The organism is Enterococcus sp. S183_ASV_20, assembly GCF_018919685.1.
Lineage (GTDB): Bacteria > Bacillota > Bacilli > Lactobacillales > Enterococcaceae > Enterococcus > Enterococcus faecalis.
On sequence record NZ_JAHLRI010000048.1, the window covers coordinates 1 to 16314 of the forward strand.

15 protein-coding genes and 2 pseudogenes are annotated in these 16314 nt (G+C 30.6%); 4 read left to right on the forward strand and 13 right to left on the reverse strand.

Annotation, left to right across the window (positions count from 1 at the left end; genetic code table 11):
* Nucleotides 1-103, forward strand: a pseudogene (locus KQI94_RS12445) (IS30 family transposase); the annotation flags it as partial.
* A gap of 1004 nt (nucleotides 104-1107) precedes the next feature.
* On the opposite strand, the gene xylB reads toward KQI94_RS12445, so the two are convergent.
* From xylB to KQI94_RS12480, 7 genes are all read right to left on the reverse strand, one after another.
* Complete coding sequence (gene xylB, locus KQI94_RS12450) at nucleotides 1108-2598, reverse strand: xylulokinase (RefSeq protein WP_002363087.1); 1491 nt, start codon at nucleotides 2596-2598, stop codon at nucleotides 1108-1110.
* 61 nt (nucleotides 2599-2659) lie between these two features.
* Entirely contained in the window at nucleotides 2660-3967 is a 1308-nt protein-coding gene (gene xylA / locus KQI94_RS12455; RefSeq protein WP_002364888.1) for a xylose isomerase, read from the reverse strand.
* Nucleotides 3968-4071: 104 nt separating this feature from the next.
* A complete protein-coding gene (locus KQI94_RS12460) occupies nucleotides 4072-4479 on the reverse strand; it encodes a PTS sugar transporter subunit IIA (RefSeq protein WP_002358554.1) in 408 nt (135 codons plus the stop codon).
* Between the two features lie 11 nt (nucleotides 4480-4490).
* Nucleotides 4491-4973, reverse strand: coding sequence for a PTS sugar transporter subunit IIB (locus KQI94_RS12465; protein WP_002363085.1), 483 nt, complete (start codon nucleotides 4971-4973; stop codon nucleotides 4491-4493).
* Between the two features lie 24 nt (nucleotides 4974-4997).
* Entirely contained in the window at nucleotides 4998-5810 is an 813-nt protein-coding gene (locus KQI94_RS12470) for a PTS system mannose/fructose/sorbose family transporter subunit IID (RefSeq protein WP_002358552.1), read from the reverse strand.
* The gene (locus KQI94_RS12475) at nucleotides 5803-6588 is read right to left on the reverse strand and encodes a PTS sugar transporter subunit IIC (protein WP_002358551.1); all 786 of its coding nucleotides are present in this window, start codon (nucleotides 6586-6588) and stop codon (nucleotides 5803-5805) included. Before KQI94_RS12475 ends, KQI94_RS12470 begins: the two co-directional genes overlap by 8 nt.
* On the reverse strand, nucleotides 6588-8663 hold the full coding sequence (locus tag KQI94_RS12480; RefSeq protein ID WP_002384845.1) for a TIM-barrel domain-containing protein: 2076 nt from the start codon (nucleotides 8661-8663) through the stop codon (nucleotides 6588-6590). The genes KQI94_RS12475 and KQI94_RS12480 overlap by 1 nt, the downstream gene beginning before the upstream one ends.
* 356 nt (nucleotides 8664-9019) lie before the next feature.
* Between KQI94_RS12480 and KQI94_RS12485 the strand changes: the two genes are divergently transcribed.
* The 3 genes and pseudogenes from KQI94_RS12485 to KQI94_RS12495 all read left to right on the forward strand — a co-directional run.
* A complete protein-coding gene (locus tag KQI94_RS12485) occupies nucleotides 9020-10186 on the forward strand; it encodes an ROK family transcriptional regulator (RefSeq protein WP_002358549.1) in 1167 nt (388 codons plus the stop codon).
* Between the two features lie 508 nt (nucleotides 10187-10694).
* The gene (locus KQI94_RS12490) at nucleotides 10695-10970 is read left to right on the forward strand and encodes a transposase (protein ID WP_002367939.1); all 276 of its coding nucleotides are present in this window, start codon (nucleotides 10695-10697) and stop codon (nucleotides 10968-10970) included.
* A 102-nt stretch (nucleotides 10971-11072) separates the two neighbouring features.
* Nucleotides 11073-11387, forward strand: a pseudogene (locus KQI94_RS12495) (DDE-type integrase/transposase/recombinase); the annotation flags it as partial.
* A gap of 1068 nt (nucleotides 11388-12455) precedes the next feature.
* Here the strand turns inward: KQI94_RS12495 and KQI94_RS16590 are convergent.
* From KQI94_RS16590 to rpmF, 6 genes are all read right to left on the reverse strand, one after another.
* Nucleotides 12456-12881, reverse strand: coding sequence for an NAD(P)-binding domain-containing protein (locus tag KQI94_RS16590; protein ID WP_080352459.1), 426 nt, complete (start codon nucleotides 12879-12881; stop codon nucleotides 12456-12458).
* A 5-nt stretch (nucleotides 12882-12886) separates the two neighbouring features.
* Nucleotides 12887-13588: an NAD(P)/FAD-dependent oxidoreductase gene (locus KQI94_RS16595; RefSeq protein WP_002380057.1), complete on the reverse strand. Its 702-nt coding sequence runs from the start codon at nucleotides 13586-13588 to the stop codon at nucleotides 12887-12889.
* Nucleotides 13589-13690: 102 nt separating this feature from the next.
* A complete protein-coding gene (locus KQI94_RS12505; RefSeq protein ID WP_002363077.1) occupies nucleotides 13691-14761 on the reverse strand; it encodes an ammonium transporter in 1071 nt (356 codons plus the stop codon).
* A 193-nt stretch (nucleotides 14762-14954) separates the two neighbouring features.
* Complete coding sequence (locus KQI94_RS12510; protein ID WP_002363076.1) at nucleotides 14955-15359, reverse strand: NusG domain II-containing protein; 405 nt, start codon at nucleotides 15357-15359, stop codon at nucleotides 14955-14957.
* Nucleotides 15360-15410: 51 nt separating this feature from the next.
* The gene (locus KQI94_RS12515; protein ID WP_002382844.1) at nucleotides 15411-15788 is read right to left on the reverse strand and encodes a hypothetical protein; all 378 of its coding nucleotides are present in this window, start codon (nucleotides 15786-15788) and stop codon (nucleotides 15411-15413) included.
* Between the two features lie 21 nt (nucleotides 15789-15809).
* Nucleotides 15810-15983, reverse strand: a complete 174-nt coding sequence (gene rpmF / locus KQI94_RS12520) for a 50S ribosomal protein L32 (RefSeq protein WP_002358539.1) — start codon at nucleotides 15981-15983, stop codon at nucleotides 15810-15812.
* Between the last annotated feature and the right edge of the window lie 331 nt (nucleotides 15984-16314).

Below are 16314 nucleotides of genomic sequence, written 5' to 3' on the forward strand. Positions count from 1 at the left end.
CAATCAACGTAATCATATTCCAAGAAAATCATTGAATTACAGAACACCAATTGAGATATTTTTGAGCTATGTACAAGAAGCATTTTATTCTAACTTAATTTGACAAATCATATAAGCTTAATCGGATGTTTAGGTGGAGTAGTATTTTCTGTAACATTATTTAGAAATAAATTTATTTCTAAATTAGGCAAGCTTTTTTAATACAACATGATTAACAGTAATAATCACTTTCTTTTTGCGATATATTATCATTAAAAGGATATAGATAATTTAAAAAAATACCCCCCATTGTCGTTCAAGAATTTTGGAGTTTCCTAGCCATTAGTTTTCTTATATTCAATTATTTTTCATTGTCCTATATGAAATTTTGCAACTATTCTAAGGCTATGAAAAAAACTAACCATCCTTAAAGAATTTATATCGGCATTAGTAATTCTAATATTTATTTCTTAGAGCAAAACCACTAATTGTTAGTTAAACTCTTTTTTTATTATACAATGCTTTTACTGATAAAAGTTCTATCCTCATTTTAATAAAAGATTATTTAAGTTTCCATCTAATGAATTTTACGGATTTGCTAACGTATTATTAATTGAGTAACCTTTTTCAAAATTGTCCCTAATACTGTGAAAACAATACTAATTTCAACACAAATAACTAAAACTTTAATTATCTTCTTTTTCATTAGCTTTTATCTCGAAAACAAAAATTATAAAACGTTTTTTAACTTACCGTAACTATTCTTATTTTCTAAATGTTACAGAATAGTTACGGTAAGTTAAATATAGTACTTTCTTTCTATTTCATTGCCTGCTACGCTCTTTTTTATCTATATATTATCCATCAAATACACATTCATACTATCTATCATAATTTTTATATTCTATTCGTTTCTATCAAATAAGTCACACCACGTACAATAGTTATAAGAAATATATTCAAACAAAACGCCTTTTCTTACTTAACTATTTTAATTTTCTAGAAAGCATAATCTTTTGTACTATCTATTTACCTTAAATAATGCAATTCTATTTATCATGGAGACAAAAATTTAAAATATTACTTTATGCTTTTTGACTAACACTATTATATTAAATTGACTAACGTTTACTCTTGTAATTGATAACAAATCTCTTTAGTAGTAGAATAAACTTTACTATATACTTGAAAGAATTTATTATATAACAACACATTTTTTTCAATTGGTTGATATACTTTTTTATATTTCACAAACATTTTAATACAACTATCAATGTTTGCACACATACCACAACCAATAACTGCTAATATTGCAGCTCCCAGACTAGGACCCTGTTCCGTTTCCAATGTAGTGATAGGAAGGCCAAAAATATCAGCCTGTATCTGAAGCCATTGTTGATTTTTCGTTCCTCCACCTACAGAAATAATTTTTTTTATTTTCAAATTTTTTCTTTGTTCCATGATTACTTTAGATTCTTTTAATGAAAAAGTTATTCCTTCAATAACTGATCGTGTAAAATGTTTTAGACTATGTCGACTATCGATACCAATAAAACTCCCCCGAATTTGACTATCTTGATACGGAGTTCTTTCTCCTCTTATATAGGGAGTAAAAATCAATCCCTCACTTCCTACTATTACTTCATCAATATTCGCTAACAAATCAGAAAATTCTGCATCTTTAGCAAATGTATCTCTAAACCATTTTAAAGAATTACCTGCTGCCAACGTTACTCCCATGGAGTAATAAGAATTAGGCAGAGCTGAATTAAATAAGTGGAGATTATCTTGATATTCGTTCTCAGCATCGTCTTCCATTGACAAAAAGACGCCACTAGTACCAATTGACAGCATTGCTACTTCAGAATTAACTATCCCAGCTCCAATAGCCGCACAAGCATTATCAGCTCCACCTGCAAAAATTTCCACTTTTGTTTCTAGTCCAAATTTATTAATCAACGAACTTCTCATATTACCAACTTTAGCTGAAGACTCAAATAATGTTGGCAAATACTCCTTAGGAATATTAAACTTATCAAGAATTGTCTTGGACCAAATGCGCTTTTTAACATCTAGCATTAACGTACCAGCTGCATCTGAATAATCCGTAGAATAACAACCAGTTAGCCAATGTACCAAATAATCCTTAGGTAACATTATATGCCTCGTTTTAGTCCAATTCTTTTCTTCATTTTCTTGAACCCATAAAATTTTTGGCAAAGTAAAGCCTTCTAAAGCAATATTTTTAGTGATTTCCTGTACTTCTCTCCCCATACAATTCATAATATCCTCACATTGTTTCGTTGTACGTACATCATTCCATAAAATAGCAGGACGAATTATTTCATTATCCTTGTCTAATAATACTAAACTATGCATTTGTCCAGATATACTAATCCCTTTCAATTCTTTTTTCATTTCGGGAAATTCACTCAATAAATCATTAATTACATTTTCAATTGCTTTAATCCAATCGTGTGGATTTTGTTCACTATATCCTGGTCTTGAAGAAAACAATGGATAATCTGATGAAGACGTAGCAATGACATCCCCTATTTCAGATACCAATAATCCTTTTAATGAACTTGTACCTAAATCTATACCTAAAACATAACTCATAATTATTAAATCCTTTCAAAAAAGCTGAAATACCTACAAAAGATATTTCAGCTCATTTTTCTTAATACAGATAATCATTTAAAATATTTTTTACATATTCTATATGACTTGATTCTATTATTGGTTCATCATTTTTTAGGGCATAATTAGTTAAACTTTCTAAATTTTCTTTTCCAGAAATAATTTTTGCTCCAATACCTTTTTTAAACGATGAATAACGCTGTTCTTTTAGATCCTCAAAGAAACGATCCTCTTTTAATTTCATCGCACTCTTTAATCCTCTCGCAAATGTATCCATTCCAGCAATGTGAGCAAGTAATAAATCTTCCATTTCAAAAGATGAACGTCTAACTTTAGAATCAAAGTTTATTCCCCCAGGTTCAATACCCCCATTTTCTAGTATTTCATACATAGCTAATGTAACATCATATACATTAGTAGGAAATTCATCTGTATCCCAGCCAAGCAGAACATCACCTTGATTAGCATCAATTGAACCCAAGGCACCATAGTTTCGAGCTACATTAAGTTCATGTTCAAATGTATGTCCAGCTAAAGTTGCATGGTTAGCCTCTAGATTTAGCTTAAAATCCTTTTCTAACCCGTATTTTAAAATAAATGCCATAGTAGTTGCAGCATCGAAATCGTATTGATGTTTTGAAGGCTCTTTGGGTTTTGGTTCAATCAAAAATTGTGGCTTGTGTCCAATTTTTTCACCGTAAAATATAGCCATTTTGAATAGACGCGCAATATTATCTTGTTCAAACTTCATATCAGTATTTAGTAATGTTTCATATCCTTCACGTCCACCCCAAAAAACATAATTTTCTCCACCTAATTTTTTTGAAATATCTAAACCTTTTTTTACCTGAGCAGCTGCGATAGCGTATACGTTTGCATTATTTGTAGATGCTGCGCCGTTGACATAACGAGGATTTGAAAACATATTTGCAGTATTCCACAATAGTTTAATACCAGTTTCATCCATCTTTTCTTTTATTAAATCTGTAATTTCATCAATATTAGAAAAGAATTCTTTTAAAGAGTTACCTTCTGGAGCAATATCAATGTCATGAAAACAAAAATATTCAACATCTAGCTTTTCTAAAATTTCAAAAAAAGCTATAACTCTTTTTTTTGCAGTCTCCATAGGAGATTCTCCCAACCAACTTCGCTTATTAACTGCTTTTCCAAAAGGATCTGAACCGTCTTGTGTCATAGTGTGCCAGTATGCTACAGCAAATCGTAAATGTTCTTTCATAGTCTTTCCCATAATTATTTCTTCTGGGTTATAGTGTCGAAACGCGTACATATTTTTTGTGTTCGTTCCTTCATATTTAATTTTTTCGATTTTTGGGAAGTAAACCATGTTAAAAGTCTCCTTATCATCTTTAAAATTGTTATTTCAATTCGATTAATATTTTTATAATTTATATACTATTGAAAATTAATTAGTCAGAGGTAGTTTTAATTTTACTCTTCCTCTTCTTCAGCAATTTGTAACTTCGGTATTTTAATACTTTCGGTACCTATTTTCAATAAATGTTCTACAAGATTTTCCTCTTTTATAGCAAAGAATGATTCTAAAACCATTCCCAAATTAACTCCAGTTATTACCTGAATTCTTGAGTCTTCACTTGCTAGCATCATGGCAGTATTTGCTGGAGTCCCACCCATCAGATCTGCTAAAATCACAATTCTTTTTGCATCATTTAAAGTACCAATAATTTTATCTAATTTATTAAAGGTACCTTCAATACCATCATCAGGCGTCATAGAAACAACAGGATAATTTATTTGATCACCTAAGATCATTTGAGCCGAATTCAAAATTTCTTTCGCCATAAGGCCATGGCTCATTAAAATTACTTCGTTGGTCATAATGATCTCCTTTACAATATATCTTTTAAAAAAGTCTTTTTATCATCTGGTGTCATAATTGTTGTTATTTCAATATCTAGACTTAATAGTTTCTCAAAAGCAGATCGCTCTTCATCGGTGACACTAATATTTGGTCTTAAAACAGTAGTATTATTACGATTTGACATATTACCAACATTGATTCTTTTTATCTCTAAATCATTTTCAATAAATGGTAATAAATCTACGGGTGATTTGACAATCATCAGAACATTTTGTCCTTCATATTTGCCATTTTTAATATTACTAATAGCTGTTTCTTCAGTTATGATAGACGAAGAAATTCCAGCAGGAACTGCCATTCTTAAAACCTGCTTTTGTAAATCATTTTTAGCAACGTTGTCGTTCACTACCATTAAACGTGTTACTCCCAATTTATTACTCCACATTGTAGCTACTTGACCATGGATCAAGCGATCATCAATTCTAATATTGTTAATACCCTTCATTTCCATCGAAAATGCCTCCCATAAATTATTTTATTTTAAAATACCTAGAGCCGCTAAAACAATTGACAATACCATAACACCAAGAATTAAGTAAATAGGTTTAACGTTCTTCTTTAATGCCCAGAAAACTAAACCAACTAATAATGCAGGCAATAATCCAGGCATTATTTGATCCAAAATATCTTGACCTTTCATTGAAAAATTACCCTGTTTAAAGTTTAAAGTAATATTAGCTTTAACGACTGAAGGTATTAATGCCCCCACGACCATTAATCCTAAAATCGAAGTTGACTCAGTTAATAATTTCAAACTTTTTTCTATAGTAGCAATTAATTTTGTTCCTGAGGCATATCCTGCATTAAATAATGGAATACTAACTAATTTTAGCGCTACACTTACAACAATCCATAACAAAATTCCAACTGGACTACCATCAATGGCCATATTTGCTGCAATAGCACCAAATATAGTCCAAGGAATAACTACAAATAAACTATCACCCAAACCAGCTACCGGGCCCATAAGGCCTGTCTTAATAGATGTTACAGCCTCTTCTGTGTTTTCGTCAGCATTCTCTTCCATAGCTACATTAATACCTAAAATGTAAGGTGCCACCCAAGGATTAGTATTAAAAAATTGTAAATGATTTAATACCGCTTTTTGTAATGCTTCTGGTTTATTTTTATATGCTATTTTTAAAAATGGTAATACTGCATAACAATATGCTAGCGCTTGCATCTTTTCATAATTAGAAGAAACTGAGCTTGTAAAAAACCATCTCCACAAAACACTTCGTTTAGTTTTTGTATCAATGCGTAATTTTAATTGTTCGATATTATTCATCGTCATCCATCCCCCCTGCTATATTAATCACAGTATTCTTTACTAAATCTTGACTATTTTTTTTATAAATTATTAATGCAATAGCTGCCCCTACAAGCGCTACTCCTAATAAAGGTATTTTCATATAAACAGCCATTACAAAACCAATAACAAGATAACTAAAATATTCTTTTGCAGGTAAATATCGCAGTAGTAACCCTATACCGACAGCTGGTAGTAAACCTCCAGCAACAGTTAATCCATTGGTTAGCCATTCTGGAGTATACGATAGAATTGTATTAATTAATGATGGACCGAAAATTACTGCCAATGCTACTGGTATGCCTGTTGTTGCTGCTGTTAAAAACACGCCAAACATTTGCATTTTGGTAATCATACTATAATCACCTTTTTTCACACCTGCTTCAGCTTTGTGAACCATCCAGATACCTATGGTATTTCTGATAACATCTAGTTGGACCATCAATAAAGCTACTGGTATACCAATAGAGATTCCTACAGATGGTTTTTGCCCAGTAGTAATTGTAATAAAAGTTGCTACGATACTTGCTGTTTGATAGTCAGGTATTGAAGCTCCTCCAAAATTACTTATTCCCAAAGATAGTAACTGTAAAGTACCACCGATAAATAAACCTGTTGATATATCACCTAGGATTAATCCTGTAACAAAACCCGCTGTTACCGGTTGATAAGTTCCAAACATTGTTGAGTTTTTTTCAAAGTTAATAAAAAATCCATACAGCACAATTAATACTAATTGAAAAATACTTGCTTCCATTAATTTTCCTCCTTAATTACATCAAATAATTTTGAAAATTTACCTTTTTCACTTGTTTTGATAAAAATCGGGATTTGTTGAATGTCTGCTTCGACTACCACTGTTTTTCCACCATCAAAGCTTTCTCTTGTCCATAGGTTTGTCCAACTTTCACCTTTTGGTAAATAAACTTCTCGACTAGTTTCTTTATAATTTTCAATAGGCGCAACAAGAATCGCATCTCCAAATAAATAGGTATCTTCAATATTCCATGCATTCTGATCATGTGGATATTCATAAAATAATGTTCTCATAAGTGGATCACCAAACTCATGGGCCTGTCTCATCAACTTACTAATATAAGGCTTCAATTCTTCTCGTATTTTTATATATTTCGTTAGTATTTGTTCGACTTCTTTACCATAAGACCAAATTTCATTTGGAGCTCCGGTAACCATTGATCCTCCTCCATGATCAGATAATGGTTTGCTGTGTGGTAAGCGATCACCATGCATTCGTAAAATAGGCGAAAATGTTGCATATTGGAACCAGCGGACTAGTAATTCTCTAAACTCAGGATCTTTAGGATCTCCTCCATGAAATCCTCCAATATCTGTTGTCCACCAAGGTAACCCAGCCAACCCAACGTTTAATCCAGTATTTACTTGATTACGAAAAGCTTCAAAGCTAGAATCAATATCTCCTGACCATAACAAAGCTCCATAGCGTTGTGCCCCTGCCCATCCACCTCTTACAAGTGTAACAACTGATTGATTATTTCCTAAACCTTCAGAAATCATTGATAAATAATCGATTGGATACAAATTCCCAATTTGTAAATCGGTTCCTTTTTTATATCGATAATTATCGAAATCATATACAGAATACCCAGGCTCAGCTACATCTAGCCAAAAATATTTAACTCCTTTGTTAACATAATTCTTTTTAATGAGGTTCCAAACATATTCTCGTGCTTTCTCATTAGTCATATCAACAAAAATTGTATTTCCTTGAATTTGCATTGTTAATCTAACGCCACGATTTACTTTCACTAAGTAACCATTTTCTAGATATTCATTAAAATTCATTGCATCAGTTTGTACAGTAGGCCATATGGAAATAATTGGCTCTACATTATATTCATCTCTTAATGTTCTTAAAAATTGTTCAGGTTGAGGCCAATATTCTTCATCAAATCGATATTCACCTTGTTTAGGCCAATGGAAATAGTCAATAGCTATAGTTGAAAGTTTTATTCCCAAAGCATAGTATTTTTTTACAACATCCATTACTTCATTTGGAGATCGATAGCGTAGTTTACTTTGCCATAATCCCAATAAATTTTCAGGCATTTTAGGAACTTTACCAGTTAAATCACTATAATTTCGAAGTATCTCTTTTGGGGTATCACCCGCAATTACTACATAGTCAATATAATTAGTAGAAGCCATTTTCCATCGAGTCATGTTTTTAGCAAATGATACCTCTCCTATACCTGGATTATTCCATAAAAATCCATATCCTAAACTCGATACATAGAATGGTATAGATACTTGTGAGTTTCTTTGAGCTAATTCTAGAACTGTATTCTTCAAATCAAGATAAGATTGTTGATATTGTCCCATTCCAAAAATCTTCTCACTTGATTCAGATTCAAATCTAGTTGTAACCTGAAAACCACCTTGTAAATTAGAGTGGTATTCTCTAGACTTCAACTTCAGCGTTGAATTAAAATCTTTAGTTATTTCAATTGTACCTGCATCTTCACTTCCGTCATCATGTTTGACAGCTCTCAATCTGATAAACTCTTTTAATAGCACTCCATTTTTTTCATTATAAAAAGTCAATCGGTCCCGATGGTCTAACACAACTCTAATTTTCCCGTTTATTAATTCTGTCTTATTTTTGTCTTGATTTATTATGACTGTACCTAAAGCATCAGGCTCACCAATTAAAGAATTAAGTCTATTTTCAAAGTTCATATCTACAAACGATCTGACTCTAACGGCATTTTCACCCCAAGCTTCTACAATCAATAATTCATCATCAAAAGTTCTCGAAAAAGATTTTGGTGTAACTTCAATCACATCTTCCAACCCACTTTCAATTTCTTCTTAATTAGTTTGTATATGATAACAATACTAGTAATCGCAACAATACAAACGCTTTCATATGCACGCCTTTTGCTCTCTCTGTGTCAACAAAAGGTTATAGATTAATTTGTTTTCACGATAAACTAATTAACTAAAAAAATAAACATAAGATAATAAGCATCAATGACTTGAATTTTATTCGTTAGCACGTTAAACTAATTAATAAATAGACTATAAAACAGGCTCAGTAAAATGTCAACTGTAAACGCTATATTTTTTTTGATAATTAATTTGCTTTTAGCAAATAGGAATCTTAAACTTTAATTACAACTAATTTATTCTAATTTAAGGAGAGAAAAATGATTTCCAGCAAATACACTATTAGAGAACAAAATGAAGCTCAAATACTTAATCAAATTATAAAACATAGAGAAATATCTAGAGCCGAATTAAGTAAGATCACCTCTTTAAATAAAGCATCTGTTTCTTCAATTACAAACAAACTAATAAACGATGGATTCATCATTGAAAAAAGGATCGGAGAAGCTACAAATCGAGGAAGAAAACCTATCATGCTGACCTTTAACGGTAGTTCTTCAGCCTTAGTAATTGCAATTGATCTAGGCTATAACTATATAGATGGCGCATTAGCTTCTTTAGATGGAAAAGAAATCCATAGGGTTCAACTTATTGATACCTATGTTAACAAAAAAAATGTCCAAGATTTAATTCATAAAGTATTCAATCAGCTTACTTCAGATTGTCCTCATACCCATTATGGCATAGTAGGTATGACAATAGCTCTTCAAGGTCAAGTTCTAAATAATAAAATTATCAGTACTTCCTACAATGATCTTGCTGAAATAAACCTAGTTGAAATGTTAAACCAAGAATACAACTTCCCAGTATTCTTACAAAATGAAGCTAATTTATCAGCGTTGGGTGAATATACTTTTTCATCAGATATAGAAAACTTAGCATCCATTAGTCTTCATAGTGGCATTGGTGTCGGACTTGTGAAAAATGGTAAACTAGATGTTGGTAATAAAGGTTATGCTGGACAATTAGGACATACTATTTTGTTTCCCAATGGAAGAAAATGTACTTGTGGAAATCATGGTTGCTTAGAAAAATATTGCTCTACACAAGTGATTTATCACGAAATTTCGAAAGAGAAAAATCTCAATAAAATAAATTCAGATGTAGTTTCTATTCTATATAATAACAAAGAATCAAAAGTTGTTAAAATGATTGAACAATATGCCTACTATTTATCTATTGGTGTTAATAATGCTATCATGTTATATGCACCTGAATTAGTAATTTTCAATAGTCCATTAACAAAAAAAATTCCAGATATAATAAACATAATCCAAAGAAATTTAAACAATCAATTTACAAAAGACGTATTAGTTATTAACAGCCCTATCGAATGGAATCCTGTAATTAGTGGAGCTATCTCACTTTCAATACAGAAATTTTTAAATATTGAACAATTAAAACTCGGTAAATTAAATAAAATTTAGTACAACAAGAGCTTGAAAAATCCAGATAACAATTAATAAGATTGATTGACATCTGGATTATTTTTTGTATAAAAATAAGAACACCTTTGCTAAAATAAAAGTGACCAAACAAATAGGGAACTGACCCAATAAACTGAGACAAAAAAAAGCACCTCTTGTTGAATTCACGTTAAAATGAATTTAACTAGGAGGTGCTTTTTCAATGAGAAATTGAGTATCTTATCCTATTTACATCAAAGAAATGGCTATACAGATGAAAAAAGAGAATATTCCTGTAAAAACGATTATGGAAGAATTAGGAATTAAAAACAAAACACAAATTGACACATGGTGGCGTTGGGGTATCGTAATGGCGAGAATCATCATCGTCTGATTCAACCCGTTGAAAAAAATATGCTTATGGAAAAGGTCCAGAAAATCTATCAAATGAACAGCAGCTTAAAAATGAAAATAACTATTTAAAAATGCACATTGAGGTGCTAAAAAAGTTCAAAGAATTGGAAAGAACGTGGAGCCAGAAGTATTTGTAGAATTAGTTAAAAGAATGAAAGGAAAATTACCCATTACTGCATTGTGTCAACTTTTCGGCATTTCGCGAGCTACTTATTATCGTTGGACTCATCGAAAAGACTTGGGAAAGTTAACGCCTCTTGAAGAAGCTGTTCGTCGACTTTGCTTCCAGCATAAGTTTCGATATGGCTATCGAAAGATTACTGCGTTGATTAATCAGGAATACAAAGTAAATAAAAACACCGTACAAAAGATTATGCGGAAATATCATTAGAATTGTCGCGTGAAAATGAAGAAACGCAGTAAAGTGGGACAACCTTACACGGTTGTCGAGAACAAGCTAAATAAGTAATTTTCTTCAGACGCTCCTTTAAAGAAATTGGTAACAGATATTACTTATCTGCCTTTTGGTAAAAAGCAATTGTATTTGTCTTCAATTATGGATTTATACAATGGTGAAATTATCGCCTATACCATCGGTGATAAGCAAGATACGGATTTTGTTCTGGATACATTTGATCAATTGCCTCAAACAACGGATTGTCTATTGCATAGTGATCAGGGCTCTGTTTATACTTCTTTTGACTACCAGAACCAAATAAAAAAAGGCATTACCATGAGTAGTTCCCGAAAAGGGACACCTTCAGATAATGCTTGCATCGAATCGTTTCATGCCTCACTAAAGTCCTGAAACGTTCTATCTAGATGGGCTCACAAATGAACCTACATCCATTAAATCTTTACTTTTTGGTCAAAACACAACCTCCGAAAATAATGATTAAAACCACCTATCTAGTAGGCGGTATTGGAAGAAATAGTCTCTGAAGAACATTTCAACGTAACAGTCTATAAAAATTTTATCGTATTTACTTTTCTATTCAATCTTAACTTCTCTAAAAAATCTTGGTACAATCATTCATGACTTTCATTTAAACTAGGAGGAAATCATGAATATACTCTTCTTAAGTATCTGCCTTTTTTATATAGCCACTATCTTAACAGGAGTTTATCACTTGCGAAATAACAAAAAGAAATAAAGAGAACATTTATTTTCCACCCTAAAATAAAAAGGTAACAACCGCAAAAAAATTGAGGTTTAAATTCATGACACTATTATATTGAGGGTGCGATCGTTACCTTAGTTCATTTTACCAATTTTTTTGCTAATTTTAAATCTCTCATTATTTCTTCTTTTTCAATACAAACACAAGACGGATCAACAATAAGAAAATAGTTCCTATTAAGCCAAATAGAAACAATATTTATTCTCCAGTAGATGTGGTATTGTTCAAGTTCTATTTGAAACTGGACATGTTACTGATTAATATTGGTATTGATACAGTATCATTAAGTAGTAAATGATTCGCTAAAAAATTTGTTGCTAATCAAAAAGTAAAAAGGGGGAGTTTCTTGGAACATTGGACAACCCAATGATCAAAAATTCAGGCCTTTATGATACAATAATGGTTATTATAACAAACTCTAAAGGTTATTCAGAAGTAATTCCTATTACTAAAAATAAAATTGCTGAAGGTATATTCTTATTGTCAACTAAATAAATTATTAAAATTTAATAGACTTTCTATACAAAGAGAGCCTATTTTTTATTATAGTCAATCATAGGTTAATGTTAATTAAAAGACGTATTTAAAATGAAAATAAATAACTATTTCAAAATTCAAATTTCATTGATTAGTATTACTTAAATTATTTAAAAATCTTTTAATTTATAAAATAAGTTATAACAATTACTTATTTGTCAACAACTACATCTTACTTCACACCCAGAGCAACCATCTAAATAAAAAGATTGATTTTTATAGTATGACAATTTTTTTTCGTCAATAGTAATATGTTTTCGTCGGGCAATTTCATTAGCGATTACGGCAAAACGTTGGCGAAATTTATATATATAACAAAAAATGGTATTGCCTTTACGTACATTTGGACCGGTTAAGAAAATATTTTTAGCTATTGTCGATTCATCAAAATCATTTAAAAGAACCTCTCCATTTTCCTTATACTTAAACAATGATGCAGTAATAGATTTTGTGCCATTTTTAAAACCTGTACAAAGAATTGGTATATTTTCTACAGGTAATGATTTCCCATTTTCTGTAATCAATATATAACTAGTAGACTTTTTTTCAATTTTTTTAACTTTGATAGTTGTGTATATTTTAATACTATCTAATTTTTTTTGTTTACACGTAAATCAAAAAATCTCTGTCTTGTGCGTGGTGCTAACCTTTTGCTCGGGTCAGCATCTCTTATATTTAACCCCAAAGTATCTGTATAAATTGTAACTCGTTTACCTAATTTAGCTAATTCAATAGCTGCATCAATCGCACTCTCATTTCCTCCGATAATTGTCTGCTTATCCCCTTTAATTTCAATCCAAGAATTAATCTCGCCATAATGTAAACTATTCTTATAAGCACCTTTAATACTAGATTTATTCGGAAAAGAGAACTCTCCCATCGCAAAAATTATATATTCTGCATGAATAATTCCTTTTGTTGTTTCAAGCAAATAACCAGTTTTTTCTTTTTTAATAGATTGAACTTTACAATTTGTCTTAATAGGTAACTTATATTCTTCTGAAACTAATTGTAGGTATTTAGCATAATCTTTTCCAGATAAACGTTCCTTACCTAAAGTATATGAAGGAGATGTATCAATTGCTATTGCATTTAAATCAGGCATCCCAAATCCATTACTTGTAAAAGAAGGAGTGATAAATCTTGTTTCCTCAGGCCATTTAATAAAACTATTACCTACCTGCTTTCTCTCTAAAATAGCAAAATTATTTATGCCAAAATCTTTTAAAGCAACCCCCATACCTACGCCAGCAGCACCTGCTCCAATAATTATAACTTCTTTATTTTCCATTATTTACCTCCACTAAAATTTAAAGTCTCCAAATCTCTTCCTGAGTGTTATTATTGACTATTATTTTGATATTCATAAACACTAGGAATAATTTTAATTTTTTTATCTAATACATTGAGAATCACAATCATTTACCATTTTTTTCAATAAATAATGAATCAAAAGACTTAAACTAAGGCTCCAAATACTGATTAAAAAAGTCCCAAATAATTGAAGAAAAAAGTCCCCTTTTTCTGCCATGACACCAGTTAAAATCGATCCTGCAATTCCACCCACTGCATTCATCCCAAAAGAATCTGCAGCGTCATCAAAGTTTGCTATGCGTAGATGCATTATGTGAATAACAATTGGACAAAGGGTACATACAATTACCGAAATTAATAAACTAATTGCAGGAGATATATATCCAACCGAGCAAGTACTACCTACTAATCCGCCGATTATTCCATTCATTATAGAATAGATAGATACTTTTTTTATTAAAATCCATTGGGTAAAAGGCCAGCTGATGCTACCGCCTAAAATTGAAATAAGTGTATTTAACCAAATTTGAATGGATTCTTCACCGATTTTTCCAGAAGGTGCCATATTAAATCCGAACCATCCTAAGGTAATAAATAGCATTCCTACAAAAGCTATCATTTCTTGTGATTTAAATATTAATGAATTCTTTAAACGTATTGGTGATGTTATTGCCAAAACAAGACTTCCAATTCCAGCAGTAGTATGGACTACTAGTCCGCCAGAATAATCCAGTACTCCTATTTTCCCTAGCCAATTTCCATGTCCCCATAACGAAAAGCAAACAGGTGCATAAACAAATACAATCCACAAAGGAACAAACAACACAATATATTTCCAATTACCTCTTTCTAATACTGAACCAATTATCATAATTACAGAATATAAGCAAAAAAGTAATTGTATCAGTATAGAAACAATTTCACTAGAAGCTAAGGGGCTATAAAAGATACTATATTGAATATTTCCAAAAAAACTTAATGAGTATCCTACAAATAACCAACATAGAGTACCAGAAATAATAGTTACTAAACCCAAAATTAAAGTATGATGTATATATCTGTGATTAACTAGACCAACATAGTATAAAATTACTCCAAAAATCATTAACCACATAAAACAAAAGCAAACAAAAATAAATAGGTTATTCATAAAACCTCCATTTAATTAACTGTAAATCATTACTTTCACTTAAAATATAACATTTATGAATGTTATTTAATAAGGACACTCCCATCTCATATTTGTTATTACATTCTTCCAAATAAAACTAAACTATATTGATATTAATGCAATAAAATATTTACAAAAAATCATTTTTTAGCATGTATGCCAAAAAATGATTTTAGTAAATATAATAATCCTTAGAATATTGTTGAACAATTTCTAAAATGAATCTGTGAGGAATACAGATACTAGTTTGCCCTGGTTCTGATATCCATCCTGTTTTCACCGCAATTTGATCTGGACTATTATCTTTTTTTACACGGACGTGTCCATTTTTAACTTCTATAGTATTATATTGCCCTTTTGATGGATAAAACGTTTTGATAAATTCTTTTGGATTATCTAAATTTATACGCTCAATCTCTTTCCCATCTATCTTGACCACAGCATATTTAACGTCGTCAAAACTTTTAGGGAGAAATGGATTATTATGAAAAAAAATAAAATATGGAGAAAAAGAGATAGCTATTAAAAAGATAATAACTATTATGTCTCCTTTTTTCATCAGACCCTTTTTACACATTTTTAATTAGTGAACTGTTTTTCCATTTGTTTCTGAACATCTTGTCTTTACTCACCTTTCTTCAAGAAATTGTTGAATTTGAATCCGTACATCATAGGCACAATCTTTATCATTCAGTAATAATATTAATTCTTCTTTTAAACAAACGGGAACTTCCCAAAACCCATCTATTTTCTGGAAATAATCAGGATCATAATTATTAAAAAACGGGTACAATTTTAAAAATTCTTCAAAAGATAAATCATATTCTTCATAAAAGTCTTTAACTAATCCTTTTTTAAGAGCCTCTTCTGTTGGAGTGCCATTTTCATTAATAATATTCTTCATAACCATTATTCTGTATAATTCAGACTTATCATATCTTTCTTGTTCATAATCTTGATAAAATTGAAAGCTCTGTTCCACAAGTGGTGGATAAATAATATTCATTTTCTTCAATACTATTACCTCCTATTTTTTATCCATCACTTTTTTTCCACCATAATAGCCTTTTAAAGATACATGATGACTTTTACGATAATCACCAAGATTCTCATCAAACGAAATTTCAGGTGATTTTAATTTTTCATGTGTTCGACGCAATCTTTTTTTTGTTTTCGATGTTCTTCTCGCTGGTACAGCCATATTTATTACATCCTGTGTTATAAAAGTTGCTGAAATACTTGAGCATTCAAACTATACTATTTGAAACTATTTATAGCGAAATATTACAGATAAAGCGAACAAATCGTAATGATTACGTTTTGTTCGCTTTATACTATCAAGCTGTGTCTAATTTGTCAATAACCTTTCTATAATAAATTAGTCTAGCATATAGCACAATTTATTAATTTTAAGATATTATTGATTACTTTTAACAAAAAATGGATAATCATACCAGTCAAGTCCAGACTCCTGTGTAAAATGCTATACAATGTTTTTACCATTTCTACTTATCAAAATTGATGTATTTTCT

Coding starts and splice junctions, on each gene's coding strand:
- xylB (WP_002363087.1), bottom strand. CDS start 2,598: ATGAGTTATGTTTTAGGTATAGATTTAGGTACAAGTTCATTAAAAGGA.
- xylA (WP_002364888.1), bottom strand. CDS start 3,967: ATGGTTTACTTCCCAAAAATCGAAAAAATTAAATATGAAGGAACGAAC.
- KQI94_RS12460 (WP_002358554.1), bottom strand. CDS start 4,479: ATGACCAACGAAGTAATTTTAATGAGCCATGGCCTTATGGCGAAAGAA.
- KQI94_RS12465 (WP_002363085.1), bottom strand. CDS start 4,973: ATGGAAATGAAGGGTATTAACAATATTAGAATTGATGATCGCTTGATC.
- KQI94_RS12470 (WP_002358552.1), bottom strand. CDS start 5,810: ATGAATAATATCGAACAATTAAAATTACGCATTGATACAAAAACTAAA.
- KQI94_RS12475 (WP_002358551.1), bottom strand. CDS start 6,588: ATGGAAGCAAGTATTTTTCAATTAGTATTAATTGTGCTGTATGGATTT.
- KQI94_RS12485 (WP_002358549.1), top strand. CDS start 9,020: ATGATTTCCAGCAAATACACTATTAGAGAACAAAATGAAGCTCAAATA.
- KQI94_RS16595 (WP_002380057.1), bottom strand. CDS start 13,588: ATGGAAAATAAAGAAGTTATAATTATTGGAGCAGGTGCTGCTGGCGTA.
- KQI94_RS12505 (WP_002363077.1), bottom strand. CDS start 14,761: ATGAATAACCTATTTATTTTTGTTTGCTTTTGTTTTATGTGGTTAATG.
- KQI94_RS12510 (WP_002363076.1), bottom strand. CDS start 15,359: ATGTGTAAAAAGGGTCTGATGAAAAAAGGAGACATAATAGTTATTATC.
- KQI94_RS12515 (WP_002382844.1), bottom strand. CDS start 15,788: ATGAATATTATTTATCCACCACTTGTGGAACAGAGCTTTCAATTTTAT.
- rpmF (WP_002358539.1), bottom strand. CDS start 15,983: ATGGCTGTACCAGCGAGAAGAACATCGAAAACAAAAAAAAGATTGCGT.